Consider the following 20,462-nt stretch of genomic DNA (forward strand, 5'->3'; position numbering starts at 1 on the left):
CGAGAGATGCCCAACGACGTCGCCCCCATCAGCGCTTCCACGCCGACCGCCGCCGACTGCGCGGACGTCGAGGACCTCGCGTCGAGCCCGGGCCGGTTCTTCAACCGCGAGATCTCGTGGCTGGCCTTCAATCGCCGTGTGCTGGCCGAGAGCATGAACCCGCGCCACCCGCTGCTGGAGCGGCTGCGGTTCCTGGCCATCAGCGCGAACAACCTGGACGAATTCTACATGGTCCGGGTCGCCGGCCTGAAGGCGCAGGTGCGCGAAGGGGTGCGCGCGGTCTCGCAGGACGGCCTGACGGCCGCCGAAGCCCTGGTCCGGGTGAACGAGGCCGCCGCCGAGCTGATGCGCGACCAGCAGAAGCGGTGGCAGGAGTTGCGCGCCGAGCTGGCCGGCGAAGGCCTGAGCTACGTCGAGCCGGCCGAGGTCACCGAGGCCGAGCGGACGATCCTGGAGCAGGTGTTCCTGTCCGAGCTGTTCCCGGTGCTGACGCCGCTGGCGATCGACCCGGCCCATCCCTTCCCGTTCATCCCGAACCTGGCGTTCTCCCTGGTGCTGCGGATCCGCCGCATCTCGGACGGCCGCCAGCTCTACGCCCTGGCCCCGTTGCCGGCGCAGGTGCCCCGGTTCTTCGAGGTCGCCCCCGCCAAGGGCTCGCGCCGCAAGTCGCGACGCGTGATCTCGATGGAGAGCATGGTCACGCTCTTCCTCGACCACCTGTTCCCCGGCTGCGAGATCGAGGGACAAGGCGTCTTCCGCCTGATCCGCGACAGCGACGTCGAGATCGAGGAAGAGGCCGAAGACCTCGTGCGCGAGTTCGAGGCGCGCCTGAAGCAGCGCCGCCTGGGCTCCGTCGTCCGCGTGGAGCTCGAAGCCTCGACGCCCGAGGAACTGCGGAACTTCATCTCCGGGAGCCTGCACGCCAATCCCGAGGACATCATCGTGATGGAGGGCCTGCTGGGCCTGGACGAGCTCAGCCAGTTGATCCCGTCGGACCGGGCGGACCTGAAGTTCAAGCCCTTCGAAGCCCGCTTCCCCGAGCGGATCCGCGACCACGGCGGCGACTGCTTCGCCGCGATCCGCGAGAAGGACATCCTGGTCCACCACCCGTTCGAGAGCTTCGACGTGGTGGTCCAGTTCCTGCGCCAGGCCGCCCGCGATCCGAACGTGCTGGCGATCAAGCAGACGCTCTACCGCACCTCGAAGGACAGCCCGATCGTGGCCGCCCTCATCGAGGCGGCCGAGAACGGCAAGAACGTCACCGCCCTCATCGAGATCAAGGCGCGGTTCGACGAGGAGGCGAACCTGAAGTGGGCCCGCGACCTGGAGCGCGCCGGCGTCCACGTCGTCTACGGCTTCATCGAGTGGAAGACCCACGCCAAGCTCTCGACTGTCGTGCGCAAGGAGGGCGAGGCGCTGCGCACCTACTGCCACTTCGGCACGGGCAACTACCACCCGCAGACGGCGCGCATCTACACCGACCTCTCGCTCTTCACCACCGAGGCGCCCTTCGGTCGCGACGCGGCCAAGCTCTTCAACTTCATCACCGGCTATGCGCAGCCGGTGGGCCTGGAGCGCCTGTCGTTCTCGCCGGTCACGATGAAGCGCGACCTGCTGCGGATGATCGGCGAGGAGGCCGACAACGCCCGCACGGGCAAGCCGGCGGCCATCTGGGCCAAGATGAACTCGCTGGTCGACTCCGAGATCATCGACGGGCTCTACGCGGCCAGCCAGGCCGGGGTCTCCATCGACCTGGTGATCCGCGGCATCTGCTGCCTGCGGCCGGGCCTGCCGGGCCTCTCGGACAACATCCGCGTCAAGTCGATCGTCGGCCGCTACCTGGAGCACGGCCGCATCGTCGCCTTCGCCAACGGTCATGCGATGCCGTCGCCGCACGCGCGGCTCTTCATGTCCTCGGCCGACTGGATGCCGCGCAACCTGGACCGCCGCGTCGAGGTGATGACGCCCATCGAGAACCCGACGGTGCATCAGCAGGTCCTCCAGCAGATCATGCTGGCGAACCTCAAGGACGAAGCACAAAGCTGGACCCTCGACGCCGACGGCCGCTATAGGCGTGATCCTGCCTGGGACCACCCGAACGCCTTCTCGGCGCACGAGTATTTCATGACCAATCCGAGCCTCTCCGGTCGCGGGCAGAAAGTGAAGGACATGCCGCGCGCGATCGAAAATGTGGCCACGCGGGGATAGCGCCGGGCGCGCCGAGGGCCGCCAGGCGGCGGTCATCGACGTCGGGTCCAACTCCGTGCGCCTGGTGATCTACCGGGTCGACGGCCGTGCGCTCTGGACGATCTACAACGAGAAGGTGGTGGCGGGCCTGGGCCGGGACCTGCCCGCGACCGGCCGCCTGAACGCCGAGGGCGTCGAGGCGGCGATCTCGGCGCTGCGCCGCTTCCGCTCCGTGCTGGACGGCTGGCGGGCCGACGAGGTGATGGCGGCGGCGACGGCGGCCGTGCGCGAGGCCGCCGACGGCAAGGCCTTCCTGAAGCGCATCGAGGCCGAGACCGGCCTGCAGGTCCGCACCCTCTCCGGCGAGGAGGAGGCCCGCTACGCGGCGCTCGGCGTCATCTGCGGCCAGCCGGACGCCGAGGGCGTCGTGGGCGACCTGGGCGGCTCCAGCCTGGAACTCGTGCGCCTGAACGGCATGGCCCACGTCGAGGGCGTCACGCTGCCGCTGGGCCCGTTCTCGCTGGGCGCGCCCAAGCCGCTGAACGCCGAACGCATGAAGCGCGTGATCGACGAGAACCTCGCGCCGCTCGCCAGCCGCTACGCGAGCCCTGAGTTCCATGCCGTCGGCGGGGCCTGGCGGAACCTGGCGCTGCTGCACATGCAGCTCGCCGACTATCCGCTGCATGTGGCCCACCAGTACGAGATTGGCCGCAGCGACGCCCTGGAGCTCGTCCGCTTCGTCCAGCGCCAGTCGCGCTCGTCGCTGGAGGGCATCGAGGGGCTCTCCAAAAAGCGCTTCGACACCCTGCCCTATTCGGCGCTGGTGCTGGAGCGGCTGGTCGAGCGCCTGGGCGTCGAACGGATGATCGTCTCGGCCTACGGCGTGCGCGAAGGCATGTTGCTGGAGGCGATGCCGCCCGAGGTGCGCCAGCTCGATCCGCTGATCGAGGGCTGCGAGGCCCTGACGGCCCAGCGCGGCATCTCGCCCGAACTCGGCCACGCGCTGGAGGCCTGGGTCGCGCCGCTGTTCGAGAAGCTGCCGCCGCTGTTCGGCGATCGCGACGCGGTGCTGACCGCGGCCGCATGCCGCCTCGCCGACCTCGGCGCGCGGCTGCACCCGGACCATCGCGCGGACCTCGCCTTCCAGCAGGTGCTGCGCGCGCCGCTGGCCGGCATGAACCATCCGGAGCGGGTCTACCTGGCCTCGGTCGCCTTCTCGCGCCACACGGCGACGCCACAGCCGCCGGACGCGTCCGTGGCCCGCGTCCTCAGTCCGGACCGACGCCAGCGCGCCCGCGCCCTGGGGTCGGCCATCCGCCTCGGCTGCGACCTCTCGGGCCACAATCCGCGGCTGCTGGAGAAGTCGAGCATCACGGTGAAGGGCGACAGGCTGGAGCTGAACGCCCTGGCCGGCTGGGAGGACATGCTGCTGGGCGAGCAGACGACGCGGCGCGGCCAGAGCCTGGCGCAGGCGCTCAAGCTGAAGCTCGTGCTCAACTGAACGGGACGCGCGGCCGTGGGGCCCAAATGAAGAGGGCGGCGCACCGGTCGCCCGGAACACCGCCCTCTGATCCAGATCCGTTGGGGGACCTGAGCCTTCGAGGTGGAGGGGAGCCTCCGCTCCGCTGGGCGAACCCAGCTCGGCCTCGACCGTCCCGCCGTGCCTTCCGAACCTGTCAGGAATTCCGGGGTCGCCCCCGGGAGAACCCTCCAGTCCGGAGACCTCCTGCCCGCCTGGCCTCCCGGTCGCCCGGTCCGCCGCGCCGCAGTCCCTCTCGGCAAGTTCAGGGTCTCGCAGGTCCGGCCGGGACACAACGGCGCGGCGCGCGGGCCTTGTGGAGGCTTTGTGGCGATCTGGGTGGACAGCCTGTGGAGAGACGGGGACTCGTCCGGCGAACGCCAGTCCTTTCCGACGGTTGGGGTTATCCTCAGGAACGCGTTCCACGATCGTGAGACGCCGGGCTTGCCGGCCCTCGCGGAAGGCGGGTGAATCATCGGCGTCATTTCGGCGACGGGGTCCTCATGTGGCGACGTACGACCTGATCATCGTGGGCGGCGGCATCGGCGGCTCGGCCCTGGCGACGGTGATGGCGCGGGCGGGCAAGTCGGTGCTCCTGCTGGAGCAGTCCGAGGTCTACGAGGACCGCGTCCGCGGCGAGTGGATCGCGCCCTGGGGCGTCGACGAGGTGAAGCGGGTCGGGCTCTACGACCTCCTGATGGGCGCCGGCGGCCATCACCTGACGCGGCACGTCACCTACGACGAGACGTTGGAGCCGGCCGCGGCGGAGGCCAGGACGCTGCCGCTCGGCATCTTCCGGCCCGGCGTGCCCGGGCCGCTGTGCATCGGCCATCCGCATCACTGCCAGACGCTGTTCGACGCGGCGAAGGCCGCGGGCGTGACGGCGCTGCGGAGCGTCCGGGTCGTCGAGGCCGCCGGCGGCGCGTCGCCGCGCGTCGTCTACGAGCACGACGGCGCGACCGTCGAGGCGATCGGCCGGCTGCTGGTCGGCGCGGACGGGCGGACCTCGATGGTGCGCGAGGCCGCCGGCATCCCGCTGCATCAGGACAAGCCGCATCACTGGTTCGGGGGGCTCCTCATCGACGGGGCCGAGGCCTGGCCGGCGGACCTGCAGGCCATCGGGACCGAGGGCGACTTCGCGTTCCTGGCCTTCCCGCAAGGCGGCGGGAAGGTGCGGGTCTACGGCGGCTACGCGCTGGACCAGGCCCAACGGTTCAAGGGGCCGGACGGCGCGCGGCGGTTCCTGGACGCCTTCGCCATGAGCTGCGCGCCGCTGAACCGGCGCCTGGTGGCGGGCGAGCCGGCCGGGCCGCTCCACAGCTACTTCAACAACGACTCCTGGACCGACGCGCCGTTCGCGCCGGGCGTGGTGCTGGTGGGCGACGCGGCCGGGTGGAACGACCCGATCATCGGGCTCGGCCTCTCGATCACCTACCGCGACGTCCGCATCGTCAGCGAGCTGCTGAAGGGCACGGACGACTGGACCCGCCTGTCGTTCGCCGCCTACGCCGAGGAGCGGAGCGAGCGCATGCGCCGGCTGCGGTTCGCGGCGAAGATGCAGGCGGCGCTCGACATGGAGTTCGGCGAGGCGGCCAGGGCGCGGCGCGCCCGGGTCTCCGCCGGGTCGGCCGCCGATCCGTCGTTCAAGGTCCAGGGCTTCGCCGTGATGGCCGGCCCCGAGACGCTGCCCGCCGAAGCGTTCACCCAGGAGGCCTGGGACCGCGTGATGGGAGAGCCCGCGTGAGCCCGAACCCTATCGGCGACATCGAGGGCGGCGGGCGGGCGCCGCTGCGTTCCAACGCCTGGCGCCTGAGTTCATGGATGGCCGGGACAGGCCCGGCCATGACGTTCCTCAAGGGGTTGAGGGAGGGTCAGCCCGCCGCCGCCGCCCGCGGGGCGCGCCGCACCTCCACCACCCGCACGCGGGCGCCGTCCAGCACCAGGGCCAGTTCGCCGCGCTTCAGCTTCAGGGCGTCCTCGCCGAAGGCCTCGTAGCGCCAGCCCTTCAGCGCGCCCACGTCGGCGCGGTCGTCGTTGGCGATCTGCTCCAGGTCGGAGACGGTGGCGATCAGCTTCGAGGCCACGCCGGCCTCCTCGGCGCGGGCCTTCAGCAGGACCTTCAGGAGCTCGACCACGGCGCCGGCGGCGGGCGAAGCCTGGTGGCGGGGTTTCTCGACGACCGGGGCGTAGCCCTCCGGGTCCTTCAGCGCCTCGCGGATGGCGGTGACGAGGTCGGGGCCGAAGCGCGAGCCGGAAAAGCCCTTGGGCACCGAGCGCAGGCGGTCGAGGCCGTCGGCGTCGGTGGGGGCCTGGGTCGCGATCTCGTCGATCGCCTCGTCCTTCAGGATGCGGCCGCGGGGCTGGTCGCGGAGCTGGGCGGTGCGCTCGCGCCAGGCGGCGACGGCGCGGTAGACGGCGAGGTACTTGGCCGTGTGCCGGCGCGGGCGCAGCCGTTTCCAGGCGTTCTCGGGCTCGACGTCGTAGTTGGCCGCATCGGTGAGGTCGGCCATCTCGTCGGTGACCCAGGCGAGGCGCCCTTCCCGCTCCAGCCGCTCGCGCAGCATGGGATAGAGCGCGGCCAGGTGCGTCACGTCGGCCAGCGCATAGGTGAGCTGGTTGTCCGACAGCGGGCGGCGCGCCCAGTCGGTGAAGCGGCTCGACTTGTCGAGCTCGATCTTCAGCATCTGGCGCACCAGGGCGTCATAGGCGATCTGCTCGCCGAAGCCCGCCGCCATGCCGGCGACCTGGGTGTCGAACAGCGGCCTGGGCATCGCCTGCAGGTTGTTGAAGATCTCCACGTCCTGGCGGGCGGCGTGGAACACCTTCAGGATCGCCTCGTCGCGCAGGATCGCCAGGAACGGCTCCAGGTCGATGCCCTCGGCCAGCGGGTCGATGGTCGCCTCGGCCGACGGCGCCGCGGCCTGGATCAGGCACAGCTTCGGCCAGTAGGTGGTCTCACGCATGAACTCGGTGTCGACCGCGACGAACGGCTGCCCCTTGATCTTGTCGCAGAAGGCCGCGAGTTCGGCAGTGGTGGTGATCGGCGTCATAAATCAGCTATAGCCCCGCGCGCGGCCGACTCCATCTCGGGGCCGCGAAATCGCGCGTCTCTCTCGCACTTCCAAACCGGGTTCGTAAATGTCCGAACGGCCAAACGGTCTCACCTATGCGCAGGCGGGCGTCTCCATCGACGCCGGCGCCGAACTGGTGGAGCGCATCAAGCCGCTCGCGAAATCGACCCGCCGGTCGGGCTCGGAGCCCGCGCTGGGCGGGTTCGGCGCCCTCTTCGACCTGAAGGCCGCGGGCTACGACGACCCGCTGCTGGTCACCACGACCGACGGGGTGGGCACCAAGCTGAAGGTGGCCATCGAGACGGGCCGGCACGGCACGGTCGGGATCGACCTCGTGGGCATGTGCGTCAACGACCTCCTGGCCCAGGGCGCCGAGCCGCTGATGTTCCTCGACTACTACGCCACCGGGAAGCTCGACGTGGAGGCCGCGGCCGCCGTGGTGGCCGGGATCGCCGAGGGGTGCCGGCAGGCGAACTGCGCGCTGGTGGGCGGCGAGACGGCCGAGATGCCCGGGATGTATTCCGAGGGCGACTACGATATGGCGGGCTTCTGCGTCGGCGCCGTCGACCGCGACAAGGTGCTCCCCAGGCTGGCGGACCAGAAAGCCGGCGACGTCCTGATCGGGTTGGGCTCGTCCGGACCGCACTCCAATGGATACTCCCTGATCCGCCGGATCGTGGAGCGCTCAGGCGTGACGTGGGATGCGCCGGCGCCGTTCGATTCCGGCCGTTCGCTCGCGGACGTGCTGCTGGAGCCGACGCGGATCTATGTGCGCAGCGTCCTGCCTCATCTGAAGGCCGGCCGCGTGAAGGGCCTGGCCCACATCACCGGCGGCGGCCTGGTGGAGAACCCGCCGCGCGCGGTGGCCGAGGGCCTCGTGGCGCGGTTCGACGACGACGCCTGGGCGCTGCCGCCGGTGTTCGCCTGGCTGCAGGAGGCGGGCGGCGTGGCCGAGGCCGAGATGCGCCGCACCTTCAACTGCGGCGTGGGCCTGATGCTGATCGTCGACCCGCACGACGTGGCCGACGTGCTGGAGGGGCTGGTGCGCGACAACGAGGACGCCTTCGTCATCGGCGAACTGTCGCCGGCCTGAGGGCGCGGCAGGATTGAGCCGCGGAAGACACGGACGGACGCGGAGGAGCGGCGCACTCATCCCCCTCCACGAACGTCATGGCCGGGCTTGTCCCGGCCACCCATGAACGCGGCGTGCGCAGCTCGCCGATACGGCGCGCGACAGCCACGCCGCCGGGCCTGGGCCGGGGCGTGGCGGTCTGCATCCGGGCGGCCGCGGCGAGGTCGCGCTTCAGCCGCACTTTCACCGCCAGCGTCTGGCGAGAGGAACCACGGATTTCACGGATTGCACGGATGGATGCGCCGGCGGCGCGGGCCGTCCGGGGTCATCCGTGAAATCCGTGGTTCTCTTGCGGGCGTGGGGTCCGGGGCGCAGTCTCGGGGGATGATGATGGCTGCCGCGCCGCCCCCACCGTCGCCGCCGCACGAGGTCTCGGAGCTGCGCGTCAGCCCCCTGACCCCGCCGCCCAACCTGGTCGCCAGCTATCCGACCGAGGGGGAGGCCGTGCCGCCGGGCGTGCTGATCCTGAAGCTCACCTTCGACCAGCGGATGACCGCGACCGGCTTCGACATCACCGCGGCCACGGGCGCCGAGGCGCCGTCCTGCGTGAAGACCCCTCGCCTGCTGAACGACGGCAAGACCTTCGTGCTGCTGTGCACCGCCCTGCCGGGCCGCAGCTACGAACTGGCGTTCAACGCTCAGCCGGACGCGGAAGGCGGCTTCCAGAACCTCTCCGAGCGCCGCGCCAGGCCGGTGACGCTCAGCTTCAAGACCACCGCCGGCGAGCCGATCCGCAGCCTGGAAGAAGCGATGCGCCGCCAGAACCTGACGCGGCTGGAGGTGCCGATCCAGGAGTCACCGCGGCGGTGAGGGGGCAGCCGCACCGGCTGCTGGCCTCAGCACCGTAGCAGGCAGTCGACGCGAAGTCCCGCGCCAGGGCCAGGCCATGCGGCGCGGTCTAGCGGCCGACGAGCGACTGAGGCCCGCTTGAGCGCGAGCAGGGTCCGGCGAGAGGCACCGCCAAGCCACGCTGCACAGCTTGGAGTAGAAGAGCGAATCAGTGATTCGTCAGGATCACCTCAGCCGGAAGCGCGTCCAAGCATGAAGATCAATGGCTTAGATTCCCTAGTGAGGAAACTGAACGAAGCGCAGGAGGCTGCCCAGGAGTTAGACGGTGATCTCGCTAGCCTGAAGTTCGATCCGTTTGATCCGGCCAGCATTGAGGAGGCGATCCAGCAGCTCAACGCTGCCGTAGACCAGCGATTGGCACCGTATCGGGAGAACGAACTGGTAAAGAATATGGGAGAGCAACTCAAGGAAAATGGACGCGAAGCGATAATAAATCGCGCTGCTTCTGCGCGCCTTGAGAAGGGCGAGTAGCGTGGCAGCTCCACCTGAATTGGATGACGTCAACAATGCCATCCTCGATCTTCAGTCCGCTGACTACAACACCTATGAGCGCCCGCTGAAGCGCCTAGCGGCATCTATAGGAGCCGGAAAACTCGCGCCCATTGCAGAGTCGCTGAAGGGGGGCGTGGACTTTGACGCGTTCGTTTCCGGCTCGCACCAAGGCGGCAGCATGGTGGGCAGCGCACGTCTCACTTGGCCTGAGAAGCGTGAGAAGGAACTCGGCCTGGCTATGATACTAATCGAACGAGGCGCAGCCGATCCTCACTGGTTCTTGAGCTTCGCTCACCACTGGTACGATGCGGGGTCAAAGCACGCAGCGGCCATTCGGAAGATCACGGCGGCGGTGATCATTCCCTTCGGTCGTGACTACAAGAAGTACGTGGAGGCGCACTTGAGCTCTGCGGGAACTGATCGCCCGATGCGCTCGGCACCGAATGACAAGCATCGCGTATTCATCGTTCACGGGCACGAGGAAGCGCCGCGTGAGATGGTTGCGCGCTTCTTGTCGGATGTTGGCCTAGAACCGGTCATTCTCCACGAGCAGGCAAATCGTGGAATGACTGTTGTTGAGAAGCTTCAGGCAAACGCAAACGTTGGTTTTTCGGTCGTGCTGCTAACGCCAGATGACACGGGCCGAGCCAATGTGGATACAGATCTAAGGCCGAGAGCGCGACAGAACGTGATCTTGGAACTCGGTTACTTCGTAGGGCTTCTAGGCCGCGAGCGGGTCTGCGCACTGCGTAAGGGTGGCGTAGAAATCCCATCGGATTTCGCGGGGGTCGTCTACACGGAGTTCGATCCTGCCGGCGCGTGGCGCCAGTCACTAGCCCAAGAACTCGACGCCGCTGGCTACGAAGTTGATTGGAACAAAGTAATGCGTCGCAGGTAGTCGCATCTCTATCCGCTCCGGCGTGCTCTCGCCGAGGCAGCAGGCTACCTCAACGCCGCGTTGATCCGCTCCAGCGCTCCCGCCCCCGGCACTAGCTCCGCCTCGCCGAGCGCATTCAGCGGGGTCTCCACAGTCCCCACCGCATCGTGCAAATCCCCCGCGTTCGGGTCCACGAACAGCAGGCCCGTCACGATCTGGCCCCTCGCCTGCCGCGCTTGCAAATATCCCAACGCCTGGGCGCGGCTGGCGGGGTTGTAGAGGTCGTTGAGTTTGTGGAGGGAGAGGATGGAGCCGTCGTGCTGCTGGACCTTCACGGTCTCGCCGGGCTTGTAGTCGACCCTGATCTCGTCGCGCGGGGTGATGACGTCGAGGCGGTTCACGGCCTCGTTGTGCTCGCGCACGTAGTCGAAGCTCTTGGTGGAGCCCGTGTGGTTGTTGAACTGCACGCACGGGGAGACGCAGTCGATGAAGGCGGCGCCCTTGTGGGCGAGGCCGGCCTTGATGAGCGGGACGAGCTGGTCCTTGTCGCCGGAGAAGGAGCGGCCGACGAAGGTGGCGCCCATCTGGAGCGCGAGGCTGACCATGTCGATGCCGGCGTCGGTGTTGACCACGCCGCGCTTGGACTTGGAGCCCTTGTCGGAGGTGGCGGAGAACTGGCCCTTGGTGAGGCCGTACACGCCGTTGTTCTCGACGATGTAGAGCATGTTCACGCCGCGCCGGATGGCGTGGGCGAACTGGCCGAGGCCGATGGAGGCCGAGTCGCCGTCGCCCGAGACGCCGAGGTAGATCAGGTCGCGGTTGGCGAGGTTGGCGCCGGTGAGCACCGAGGGCATGCGGCCGTGGACGGTGTTGAAGCCGTGGGAGTTGCCCAGGAAGTAGTCGGGGGTCTTGGAGGAGCAGCCGATGCCGGAGAGCTTGGCCACGCGGTGGGGCGGCAGCTCCAGCTCGAAGCAGGCCTGGATGATCGAGGCGCTGATGGAGTCGTGGCCGCAGCCGGCGCACAGGGTGGAGACCGAGCCCTCGTAGTCGCGCCGCGTGTAGCCCAGGCTGTTCTTCGCCAGCGCCGGGTGATGCAACTGGGGCTTCAGGATGTAGGTCATTCCGCCGCCTCGATGTGGCCCGCGTCCGTGTGCCCCTGGGCCATGCGCTGCGCGATCGCGCCAGCGATGAACCGGGCGGTGATGGGCGTGCCGTCGTAGTGCAGGATGGAGACGAGCCGGGCCGGGTCGACGTCGCCCTCGGTCATGATGAGGGTGCGGAGCTGCGCGTCGCGGTTCTGCTCTACCAGGAAGACGCGGTCATGGGCGGCGATGAAGTCCGTCACCGCGTCGGCGAAGGGAAAGCCGCGGACGCGCAGTGCGTTCAGCCTGCGCCCCTGCGCCTCCAGCATGTCGAGCGCCTCGTGCATGGCGGGCGCCGTGGAGCCGAAGTAGATGACGCCGTCGCGGGTCTTGCCCCCTCCTCCCTTGCCTTGGGCGCTGCGCAGGATGGGGGCCGGAACGAGCGCCTTGGCCGTCTCGAACTTGCGGAGCAGGCGCTCCATGTTGTCGACGTAGACGGCCCCCTCCTCCGAATAGCGGGCGTAGGGGTTGCGCGAGGTGCCGCGGGTGAAATAGCCGCCCTTGGTGGGGTGCGTGCCGGGATAGGTGCGGTACGGGATGCCGTCGCCGTCGACCTCCTTGTAGCGGCCGAAGTCGGCGCCGGCCTCGAGCTCCTCGGCGGTCATCACCTTGCCGCGATCCATGCGGCGGCTGTCGTCCCACTGGAAGGGCCTGGTCAGCCACTCGTTCATGCCGATGTCGAGGTCGAGCATGACGAAGACGGTGGTCTGCAGCCGGTCGGCCAGGTCGAAGGCGAGCGCGCCCATCTCGAAGCATTCGCCGGGGTCGGCGGGCAGCAGCATCGGGTGCTTGGTGTCGCCGTGGCCGGAATAGGCGGCGGCGAGCAGATCGGCCTGCTGCGTACGGGTGGGCATGCCGGTGGACGGGCCGCCGCGCTGGACGTCGAAGATCACCGCGGGGATCTCGGCGAAGTAGGAAAGGCCGATGAATTCGGTCATCAGGCTTACGCCGGGGCCGGAGGTGGCGGTGAAGGCGCGGCAACCGTTCCAGCCGGCGCCGACGACCATGCCGATCGAGGCGATCTCGTCCTCGCCCTGGATGATGGCGTAGCGCGCCTTGCCCGTCTGCGGGTCGACTCTCAGATCCTGGCAATAACCGGTGAAGGCCTCGGCCAGACTGGTGGACGGCGTGATCGGATACCAGGCGCAGACGGTGGCGCCGCCGTAGACGGCGCCCAGCGCGGCGGCCTGGTTGCCCTCGACGTAGATGCGGTCGCCGACCGCGTCGGCGCGGCGGACTTGCAACGGCAGCGGCTTCAGGTGGTCGCGGACGTAGCCGTAGCCCATGTGCAGGGCCTCGAAGTTGGCCTTGATCAGCCGGTCCTTGCCCGCGAAGTCGTCGCGGATCAGGCTCTCGACCGCCTCGGGCTCGATGCCCAGCAGGCCGGCCAGCGCGCCGACGTAGATGATGTTCTTGAAGAGCTGGCGTTCGCGCGGAAGCTCGTAGGCCTCGTTGCACATGGCCGTCAGCGGCACGCCGATGACCGTGATGTCGTCGCGGAACTTCTGCGGCGGCATCGCCTTGGTGGAGTCGTAGAACAGGAAGCCGCCGGGCTCGATCTCGGCGATGTCGCGGTCCCAGGTCTGCGGGTTCATGGCGACCATCAGGTCGACGCCGCCGCGGCGGCCGAGATGGCCGGCCTCGGTGATGCGCACCTCGTACCAGGTGGGCAGGCCCTGGATGTTCGACGGGAAGATGTTGCGGGCCGCCACGGGCACGCCCATGCGCATCACGCTGCGGGCGAACATGCCGTTGGCGCTGGCCGAACCCGAGCCGTTGACGTTGGCGAACTTGACGACGAAGTCGTTGATCCGCGCGCCCTTCAGGGCGGCGGACGGGGCCTGCTGCGAGACGGCGGCATCAGCCACGGAGGCCCCCTGCGTGGGTCATTTCGAGGTAGAACTTCTGCATGTCCCAGGCGCCGGTCGGGCACCGCTCGGCGCAGAGGCCGCAGTGCAGGCAGACGTCCTCGTCCTTGGCCATCACGCGGCCGGTGGGCAGCTTGCCCGAGACGTAGAGGTCCTGGGTCAGGTTCGTGGCCGGCGCCTTGAGGCGGCCGCGCAGGTCGGCCTCGTCACCGTCTTCGGTGAAGGTGATGCAGTCCATCGGACAGATGTCGACGCAGGCGTCGCACTCGATGCAGAGCTTGTCGGCGAACACCGTCTGGACGTCGCAGTTCAGGCAGCGCTGGGCCTCGCCGAGCGCCAGCTCGCGGTCGAAGCCGAGCTCGACCTCGACGCGGATGTCCTTCAGCGCCTCATGCTTGTCGCGCAGCGGCACGCGGTAGCGCTGGTCGTTGGAGACGTCGTTGTCGTAGCTCCACTCGTGGATGCCCATCTTCTGGGAGACCAGGGTCGCGCCCGGCGGCGGGCGGACGGCGACGTCCTCGCCCTGGCAGAACTTGTGGATCGAGACGGCGGCGTCGTGGCCGTGGGCGACGGCCCAGATGATGTTCTTCGGCCCGAACGCGGCGTCGCCGCCGAAGAAGACGTTGGGGAGCGTCGACTGGAAGCTGGCGGCGTCGACCCTGGGCATGTGCCACTCGTCGAACTCCAGGCCGATGTCGTCCTCGATCCAGGGAAAGGCGTTCTCCTGGCCGACCGCGACCAGGACGTCGTCGCAGGCGTAGTGCTCGTCGAGGTCGCCGGTGGGGACCAGCTTGCGGCGGCCCTTGTCGTCGATCACTGCCTCGACGACTTCGAACAGCACGCCCGTGAGCTTGCCGTTCTCGTGGGTGAAGGCCTTGGGGACCCGCATGTTGATGATCGGGATGTCCTCGTGCATGGCGTCCTCCTTCTCCCAGGGGGACGCCTTCATCTCCTCGAAGCCGGAGCGGACGATGACCTTCACGTCGGTCCCGCCGAGGCGGCGCGACGTGCGGCAGCAGTCCATGGCGGTGTTGCCGCCGCCCAGCACGATGACGCGCTTGCCGATCTTCTCGGTGTGGCCGAACGAGACGTTGGAGAGCCAGTCGATGCCGATGTGGATGTTGGCCGCCGCCTCCCGGCGGCCGGGGATGTCGAGGTCGCGGCCGCGCGGGGCGCCGGAGCCGACGAACACCGCGTCGTAGCCGTCGTCGAGCAGGGCCTTCAGGCTGTCGACCCGCTGGCCCAGGCGCAGCTCGATGCCGCCCAAGGCCGTGATGAAGCCCACCTCCTCGTCGATCACCTCCTCCGGCAGGCGGAAGCGGGGGATCTGGCTGCGGATCATGCCGGCCGAGCGGGTGTCGCCGTCGAAGACGGTGAGCTCGTAGCCGAGCGGGGCCAGGTCGCGCGCCACGGTCAGGGAGGCGGGGCCGCAGCCGACGAGGGCGACGCGCTTGCCGTTGCGGGCGGTCGTGACCGGCGGCATCCGGGCGGCGACGTCGCCCTTGTTGTCGGCGGCGACGCGCTTCAGCCGGCAGATGGCCACCGGCTCGTCCTCGACGCGGCCGCGGCGGCAGGCCGGCTCGCAGGGGCGGTCGCAGGTGCGGCCCAGCACGCCCGGGAAGACGTTGGACTTCCAGTTGATCATGTAGGCGTCGCCGTAGCGGCCGTCGGCGATCAATCGGATGTATTCGGGAACCGGCGTGTGCGCGGGGCAGGCCCACTGGCAATCGACGACCTTGTGGAAGTAGTCGGGACCAAGCTCACGCGTGCGCTGCAAAACTCGCTTCCTTCCGGGATCGCTCTACTCCCGAGGCGCCGAAGTCATGCCCTGCCCCCGCAGAGATGGCCCCGCCACCCCGACGCGGCGTTGACACAGGGCAGACTAGGCCCCGCGTCCGGCGGAAGCCAACCGATTCCTGATCACGGTTCACCGATTTCTGTAACGGTGCGTGTGCCGGCCCGGCGGGCTCCTGAAGCGGGCCTCGCGACGCCGTCCACACCAGAGTGTGATCGCCCACAGGCCCGATTCAACCGGGGCGGCGCTGGCCGACGCGGGAGGTGAATGATACCTTAACCGTTGGGAGAGGCCCTGCCGCCCGGCAGGTTTGGGAGAGTTGTCCATGGACATGCCGACGGACATGCCGACGAATCGCGCGCCCGAGTCCGCCCCCGACTCCATGGGCGACATGATCGCCGCGATGTCGCCGCTCGACGCCGCCGAGGCGCTCGACCTGCACCGCGCCATCAACGAACGCCGCGCCTCCGTCGAGAACGCCGAGAAGCTGCGGCATCTGCGGTCGCTGTAAACCCGCTCATCCCCCCTCCGCTCATCCCCGCGCATGCGGGGACCCAGGCTTCCCTTTTGTGATCGCCCGCGTTGCCGGGGTGCGCCTCGCTGCGCCGAACCAAGAGGCAAGTCTGGGTCCCCGCATGCGCGGGGATGAGCGGGATTAGGACGTTGAATCGGAAACGGCGCCGTCCAGCCAGGGACGGCGCCGCTTGCGCTTATGGGTCCCGGTCTTTCGCTGCGCGAAAACCGGGATGACAACCCGTGGGAGGGCTACTCCTCGTAGCCCGCGGGCAGGTCGTCTTCCTTCATCAGTTCGTCCTTCGAGACCTTCTTGTCCTTGACCTTGGCCTTGGAGACGATGAGGTCGACGACCTTGTCCTCGAAGATGGGCGCGCGGAGCTGCGCCTGGGCGTTCTGGTTCTCGCGGAGCAGGTTGAAGACCTGCTGGGCCTGCGGGCCGTACTTGATGGCCTCGCGGCGGATGGCCTCGGCCAGCTCCTGCTCGGTCACCGTGACGTTGTTGGCGCGGCCGATCTCGGCCAGCACCAGGCCCAGGCGCACCCGGCGCTCGGCGATCTTGCGGTATTCCTTCTCGAGCTGGTCGTCGGTCTTCTTGGCGTCGTCCTCGGGGAGCTGGCCCGATTCCTTGTCCTGCTGGACCTGGCTCCAGATCGCGGCGAACTCGGCGTCGACCATCTTCGGCGGCAGCGGGAAGTCGTGCTTCTCGTCGAGCTGGTCGAGCAGCGCACGCTTCAGCTTGAAGCGCGAGGCGCTGGCGTACTGCTCCTCGAGGTTGCCCTTCACCAGCTCCTTGAGCTTCTCGAGGCTTTCGAGGCCCAGGCGCTCGGCCAGGGCGTCGTCGGCGGCCGATTCCACCGGGGCGCGGACCTCCTTCACCTTGGTCTCGAACTCGGCGTCCTTGCCGGCGAGGTTGGCCGCCTGGTAGTCGGCCGGGAAGGTCACCTTCACGGTCACGTCGCTGTCGGGCTTGGCGCCGACGAGCTGCTCCTCGAAGCCCGGGATGAACTGGCCCGAACCCAGCACCAGGGGCACGTCCTCGGCCGTGCCGCCTTCGAAGGCCTCGCCGTCCACGCGGCCGATGAAGTCGATGACGAGCTGGTCGCCGTCCTTGGCCTTCACGGCCTTGCCCGTGCGCGGCTCATAGGTGCGGTTCTGGCTCGCGAGTTCGGCGACGGCCTCGTCCACCTCCTTGTCGGTGGGCGTGTAGACCGGCTTCGAGAGGCTGAGCGTCTCGGCCTCGACCGGCTGGAACTCGGGCATGATGTCGAGCGAGATCTCGTAGGCGAGGTCGGCCTTGCCGTCCATGACGGCCTCGATGTCGCCTTCGGGCTTCAGGTCGGGGTCGCCGGCCGGGCGGATGTTGTTGTCGTCGAGCACCTTCTGGGTGCTCTCGGTCAGCGTCTGCTGCACCACTTCGCTCATCAGCGCCTTGCCATAGAGGCGCTTCACGTGGGCCGGCGGCACCTTGCCGGGGCGGAAGCCCTTCACGTTGAGGGTCGGGGCGATCTCCTTGATCCGGGCCTCCAGGCGCTCGGACAGGTCCTTCTGCGGCACCGTCACGCCGTAAACGCGGCTCAGGCCTTCACCAGACTTCTCAACGATCTGCATCGACATTCTCAGATTCCTGGACCGCGCGTGGCGCCGCGCCGGATCCGCCCTTTCACGACAAGCGGGAGTAGCCGCCGAAGTGACCCCGGCGGCGCGAAGGCGCCCTTATGTCACGGCGCCGCGGGCGGTGAAAGCCCCCTGCCCCTTGACGGCGCGGGCGCCGCCCGCGATGGCACGCCGCCGGGCCGCGCCGGACGCGCGGCCGACATGCCGGAAGGAAAAGGGGGAGCACCGTGAAGCCTCTTCTCACGCTTGCCGCAGCGCTCGCGATGTACGCGTCCTGCGCGAACGCCGCCGACGGCGCGGGCTGCGCCGCGCAACCCATCGCCGCGGGCTATGGCGCCGACGGCGCCTATGGCGTCGAGACCGAACAGCTCGCCAATCCGGGCGACGCCGGCGACGAGATGACGATCTACTTCCCCAAGGGCGCGACGGCGCCCAGCCCCGTCGTCTTCTTCGCACACGGATTCGGGCTGGGGCTCGCCTCGACCTACGCCGACGTCATCCGGCACATGGTCAGCACGGGCCACATCGTCGTGTTCTCGACCTATCCCATGCGCGGCGTCACGGTGGATCAGCGCTACGACAGCCTGTGGCAGGGGTTCGCGGCCGCCGCCGCGCGGTTCGGCGGGCGAATGGACCTGAGCCGCGTCGCCTTCGTCGGGCATTCCTTCGGCGGCGGCGCCGTCCCCGCGATGGCCTACGAGGGCCTGGTCGAAAAGGGATGGGGGAAGAACGGCGCCTTCCTGATGGCGCTCGCCCCCTGGTATTCGTACCAGATCACCGACGCGAAGGTCGCCGCGCTGCCCGCGCAGGCGGTCCAGTTCATCGAGGTCTATGACGACGACGACGTGAACGACCACCGCATGGCGATCGACCTCTACAAGGCCAGCCGCGCCACGGACCGCTTCTATGCCCTGGTGGCGTCCGACGCCGCCTGCGGCTTCGAGGCCGACCACGCCACGCCGGGGCGCAACCCGTCGGCGCTGCAGAAGCAATATGCCGTTTCGCGCCCCTTCGATGCGCTTGCCGACTGGGTGTTCAACGGAAACCCCGCCGCGCGCACGGCGCTCGACAGGATGGGGGACCCGGGCCCGGGGTATCGGCCCCTGCGCCGCGTCGTCGCGCCCGAGCCGGGCCATCCGGAAGACGCCTACCGCTATCGCTGGACCAACCCGCAGAATCCGCGGTCCCGTTAGGCGGCCCAAGGCGCGTCCTTCCGGCCGCCTCCCCGCCTTGGTGCGGGCGGAGGGACTCGAACCCCCACGCCGAAGCGTCTGGACCTAAACCAGGTGCGTCTACCAGTTCCGCCACGCCCGCAATGGGGCGTGTATAGCGGGCGGGCCGGGGCGCGCCAACTCACCGCCTGAGGCCGCCCCGGGCGCGCCCTGCCCGGTCCGCCCGGCGGTGGACACGGACGCTGCACAATCCGGGGAATTCGGATAGGCTCGGGCAAGATCGCTTCCCGACATCCAAGAGGAAGCGGCGAGGATCGGTGGGGGCAACGAGAGGCCGACGCTCGCCTCCAGCGATGGGGAGAGCGCGGATGCCCGAACACATCTTCAGCGGATTGAGCCCCGCGGACGCCGATGCCCCCGGCCATATCCCCATGGCGGAGGCGACGCGCCAGTTCGACTGGGCCTCCACGTCGGCGGGCGCGATCGAGCAATGGCCCGACCCGTTGAAGTATGCGGTGCGGCTGATGCTCCTGTCGCCCGCGCCCATGGCGGTGTTCATCGGACGAGAGGGCCTGCTCGCCCATAACGACGCCGCACGCGACCTGTTCGGCATGTACTATGCCGGGTCGCTGGGAAGGCCGGTCGAGGAGGTGTTCCCGCAGGCCGCCGCCCTGTGCCGCGAGGGGATCGACCGGTGCTTCGCGGGCCTGGGCCGCAGCTTCCGGGACGAGTCGTTCCAGGTCTGCCGCAACGGCGAATGGAACCCCGCGTGGTTCCACCTGGCCTGCACCCCGATCGCCGACGTGGACGGCAACGTGGCCGGCGTGTTCCTGGTCATCAGCGAAACGACCGAGCGCGTCATGGCCCTGCGCGACCTCCGGCGCTCGCAGGAGCGCATCGAGATCGCGCTCGACGCGGGCGGCATCGTCGGAACGTGGGACCTGGACCTGGCGACGAACCGGCTGACGTGCGACGGGCGCTTCGCCCGGCTCTTCGGCATGAGCGCGCAGGACGGCCGCGCCAGCATAGACAACGACCTGTTCGCCCATCTCGTACACCCGGACGACCGGGCGAGGTGGCGGAACGTGCTGGCGCAAGCCGCCCGCACCGGGGCCGACTACAAATGCCGCTACCGCATCGTGACGTCGGACGGGGCGACGCACTGGTATCTCGATGCGGGCCGCGCGGTGCGGGACGAAAAGGGCGCCGTCGTCAAGCTGTGCGGAGTCGTCGTCGACCTGACCAGCCAGATCGCCGCCGAAGACGCCCTGGCCGACAGCGAAAGGCGTTTCCGGGGGCTGGTCGAATCCGTTCCCCAGATCGTCTGGAGCACCGACGTCCACGGCCGGCACGACTATTTCAATTCGCGCTGGAACGAGTTCACCGGCGTGGACGTGTCCGACATGGACGAGACGACCTGGGAGGTGCTGGTCCACCCGGACGATTGGCGCCGCGTGTCGGAAGACTGGAGCGGATGCGTCGCGACCGGCCGGCCCTACGACATCGAATACCGCTTCCTGCATCATTCGGGGCGATATCGCTGGCTCCGCGTCATGGCGCTGCCGGTTCGCGACGCCGACGGCGCGATCACGCGCTGGTACGGGACCGCCACCGACATCGAGGAGAACAAGACCCTCGAGATGGAACGCGAGCTCGTCGCCAACGAGCTGGAGCATCGGATCAGGAACCTGTTCGCCCTCGTGAACGGCCTGGTCGTGCTCTCGGGCCGGGAAGACGCCGCCTTCGGCCCCTTTGCCGATCAGCTTCGCCACCGCCTCTCCGCCCTGCATACGGCGCATGAGTTCATCCGCAGCCGTGACACGGTTCCGGATGGGACAAGGTCCCTCCAGTCGCTCGCCCGCGCCATCCTCGCGCCCTACGAGGGCGGCAGGGGGATCGTGGTGCAGGGCGACGACGCCCTGCTCCAGGAGCATCTGGTGACACCTCTCACGCTGGTCTTCCATGAGCTTGCGACCAACTCCGCGAAGTACGGGGCCCTGGCCTGCGAGGGCGGCCTGCTGTCCCTGCGCTTCCGATGCGCCGGCGGGCGGATCATGCTGTCATGGTCGGAAGAGGGCGTGTCCGCCTCCCGTCCGGCCGCCGGGAACGGCGGGTTCGGATCGAAGCTCCTGACCCTGACCATCGAACGGCAACTGAAGGGGACCTTCTCGCGCGCGCTCACGCCGGCGGGACTGACCTTCGAAATGGAGATACCCGCCTGACCGCCA

General features: G+C 69.1%; 15 protein-coding genes and 1 tRNA gene. 10 read left to right on the forward strand and 6 right to left on the reverse strand.

The window, feature by feature from the left end:
* Window positions 1-6 precede the first annotated feature (6 nt).
* The 3 genes from KF737_RS08055 to KF737_RS08065 all read left to right on the forward strand — a co-directional run bounded on the left by KF737_RS08055 (window position 7) and on the right by KF737_RS08065 (window position 5,450).
* Entirely contained in the window at window positions 7-2,208 is a 2,202-nt protein-coding gene (locus KF737_RS08055) for an RNA degradosome polyphosphate kinase (RefSeq protein ID WP_296452696.1), read from the forward strand.
* Window positions 2,189-3,688: a Ppx/GppA phosphatase family protein gene (locus KF737_RS08060; RefSeq protein ID WP_296452698.1), complete on the forward strand. Its 1,500-nt coding sequence runs from the start codon at window positions 2,189-2,191 to the stop codon at window positions 3,686-3,688. Before KF737_RS08055 ends, KF737_RS08060 begins: the two co-directional genes overlap by 20 nt.
* A gap of 523 nt (window positions 3,689-4,211) precedes the next feature.
* Window positions 4,212-5,450, forward strand: coding sequence for an FAD-dependent monooxygenase (locus KF737_RS08065; protein ID WP_296452701.1), 1,239 nt, complete (start codon window positions 4,212-4,214; stop codon window positions 5,448-5,450).
* Between the two features lie 127 nt (window positions 5,451-5,577).
* Here the strand turns inward: KF737_RS08065 and rnd are convergent, their stop codons facing one another.
* Window positions 5,578-6,756: a ribonuclease D gene (rnd, locus tag KF737_RS08070; protein WP_296452704.1), complete on the reverse strand. Its 1,179-nt coding sequence runs from the start codon at window positions 6,754-6,756 to the stop codon at window positions 5,578-5,580.
* 88 nt (window positions 6,757-6,844) lie between these two features.
* Between rnd and purM the strand changes: the two genes are divergently transcribed.
* The 4 genes from purM to KF737_RS08090 all read left to right on the forward strand — a co-directional run bounded on the left by purM (window position 6,845) and on the right by KF737_RS08090 (window position 10,148).
* Window positions 6,845-7,870: a phosphoribosylformylglycinamidine cyclo-ligase gene (purM, locus tag KF737_RS08075; protein WP_296452707.1), complete on the forward strand. Its 1,026-nt coding sequence runs from the start codon at window positions 6,845-6,847 to the stop codon at window positions 7,868-7,870.
* A gap of 363 nt (window positions 7,871-8,233) precedes the next feature.
* Window positions 8,234-8,719 (forward strand): hypothetical protein, encoded by a 486-nt coding sequence (locus KF737_RS08080; protein WP_296452710.1) that lies wholly within the window; start codon window positions 8,234-8,236, stop codon window positions 8,717-8,719.
* Between the two features lie 231 nt (window positions 8,720-8,950).
* Window positions 8,951-9,229 carry a hypothetical protein gene (locus KF737_RS08085; protein WP_296452713.1) on the forward strand — a complete coding sequence of 93 codons (279 nt, stop codon included), beginning with the start codon at window positions 8,951-8,953 and terminating at the stop codon, window positions 9,227-9,229.
* Between the two features lie 19 nt (window positions 9,230-9,248).
* Complete coding sequence (locus KF737_RS08090; RefSeq protein ID WP_296452716.1) at window positions 9,249-10,148, forward strand: nucleotide-binding protein; 900 nt, start codon at window positions 9,249-9,251, stop codon at window positions 10,146-10,148.
* A gap of 44 nt (window positions 10,149-10,192) precedes the next feature.
* Here the strand turns inward: KF737_RS08090 and KF737_RS08095 are convergent, their stop codons facing one another.
* The 3 genes from KF737_RS08095 to KF737_RS08105 are packed head-to-tail and all read right to left on the reverse strand — an operon-like array spanning window position 10,193 to window position 14,914.
* Window positions 10,193-11,248, reverse strand: coding sequence for a 2-oxoacid:ferredoxin oxidoreductase subunit beta (locus KF737_RS08095; RefSeq protein WP_296452719.1), 1,056 nt, complete (start codon window positions 11,246-11,248; stop codon window positions 10,193-10,195).
* Window positions 11,245-13,137, reverse strand: coding sequence for a 2-oxoacid:acceptor oxidoreductase subunit alpha (locus KF737_RS08100; protein ID WP_296452722.1), 1,893 nt, complete (start codon window positions 13,135-13,137; stop codon window positions 11,245-11,247). Before KF737_RS08100 ends, KF737_RS08095 begins: the two co-directional genes overlap by 4 nt.
* On the reverse strand, window positions 13,130-14,914 hold the full coding sequence (locus KF737_RS08105; protein ID WP_296452725.1) for an FAD-dependent oxidoreductase: 1,785 nt from the start codon (window positions 14,912-14,914) through the stop codon (window positions 13,130-13,132). The genes KF737_RS08100 and KF737_RS08105 overlap by 8 nt, the downstream gene beginning before the upstream one ends.
* Before the next feature lie 343 nt (window positions 14,915-15,257).
* Here KF737_RS08105 and KF737_RS08110 point away from each other — a divergent pair, with 343 nt between their 5' ends.
* Complete coding sequence (locus tag KF737_RS08110) at window positions 15,258-15,443, forward strand: hypothetical protein (protein ID WP_296452729.1); 186 nt, start codon at window positions 15,258-15,260, stop codon at window positions 15,441-15,443.
* A 254-nt stretch (window positions 15,444-15,697) separates the two neighbouring features.
* Here the strand turns inward: KF737_RS08110 and tig are convergent, their stop codons facing one another.
* Window positions 15,698-17,056, reverse strand: a complete 1,359-nt coding sequence (gene tig, locus KF737_RS08115) for a trigger factor (protein ID WP_296453099.1) — start codon at window positions 17,054-17,056, stop codon at window positions 15,698-15,700.
* 233 nt (window positions 17,057-17,289) lie between these two features.
* On the opposite strand from tig, the gene KF737_RS08120 reads away from it, so the two are divergent.
* The gene (locus KF737_RS08120; protein WP_296452732.1) at window positions 17,290-18,255 is read left to right on the forward strand and encodes a hypothetical protein; all 966 of its coding nucleotides are present in this window, start codon (window positions 17,290-17,292) and stop codon (window positions 18,253-18,255) included.
* Between the two features lie 38 nt (window positions 18,256-18,293).
* On the opposite strand, the gene KF737_RS08125 is transcribed toward KF737_RS08120, so the two are convergent.
* Window positions 18,294-18,376: transfer RNA gene (locus tag KF737_RS08125), tRNA-Leu, on the reverse strand.
* A gap of 226 nt (window positions 18,377-18,602) precedes the next feature.
* Between KF737_RS08125 and KF737_RS08130 the strand changes: the two genes are divergently transcribed.
* Window positions 18,603-20,456, forward strand: coding sequence for a PAS domain-containing protein (locus tag KF737_RS08130; protein ID WP_296452738.1), 1,854 nt, complete (start codon window positions 18,603-18,605; stop codon window positions 20,454-20,456).
* Window positions 20,457-20,462: the final 6 nt, after the last annotated feature.

It is taken from the genome of Phenylobacterium sp., from assembly GCF_019636135.1.
Taxonomy (GTDB): Bacteria; Pseudomonadota; Alphaproteobacteria; order Caulobacterales; family Caulobacteraceae; genus Phenylobacterium.

What these genes read in the sequence shown, in the direction of transcription:
- tig (WP_296453099.1), bottom strand. Translation starts at nt 17,056, where the DNA reads ATGCAGATCGTTGAGAAGTCTGGTGAAGGCCTGAGCCGCGTTTACGGC.
- KF737_RS08080 (WP_296452710.1), top strand. Translation starts at nt 8,234, where the DNA reads ATGATGATGGCTGCCGCGCCGCCCCCACCGTCGCCGCCGCACGAGGTC.
- purM (WP_296452707.1), top strand. Translation starts at nt 6,845, where the DNA reads ATGTCCGAACGGCCAAACGGTCTCACCTATGCGCAGGCGGGCGTCTCC.
- KF737_RS08055 (WP_296452696.1), top strand. Translation starts at nt 7, where the DNA reads ATGCCCAACGACGTCGCCCCCATCAGCGCTTCCACGCCGACCGCCGCC.
- KF737_RS08130 (WP_296452738.1), top strand. Translation starts at nt 18,603, where the DNA reads ATGCCCGAACACATCTTCAGCGGATTGAGCCCCGCGGACGCCGATGCC.
- KF737_RS08085 (WP_296452713.1), top strand. Translation starts at nt 8,951, where the DNA reads ATGAAGATCAATGGCTTAGATTCCCTAGTGAGGAAACTGAACGAAGCG.
- KF737_RS08060 (WP_296452698.1), top strand. Translation starts at nt 2,189, where the DNA reads ATGTGGCCACGCGGGGATAGCGCCGGGCGCGCCGAGGGCCGCCAGGCG.
- KF737_RS08095 (WP_296452719.1), bottom strand. Translation starts at nt 11,248, where the DNA reads ATGACCTACATCCTGAAGCCCCAGTTGCATCACCCGGCGCTGGCGAAG.
- rnd (WP_296452704.1), bottom strand. Translation starts at nt 6,756, where the DNA reads ATGACGCCGATCACCACCACTGCCGAACTCGCGGCCTTCTGCGACAAG.
- KF737_RS08110 (WP_296452729.1), top strand. Translation starts at nt 15,258, where the DNA reads ATGGACATGCCGACGGACATGCCGACGAATCGCGCGCCCGAGTCCGCC.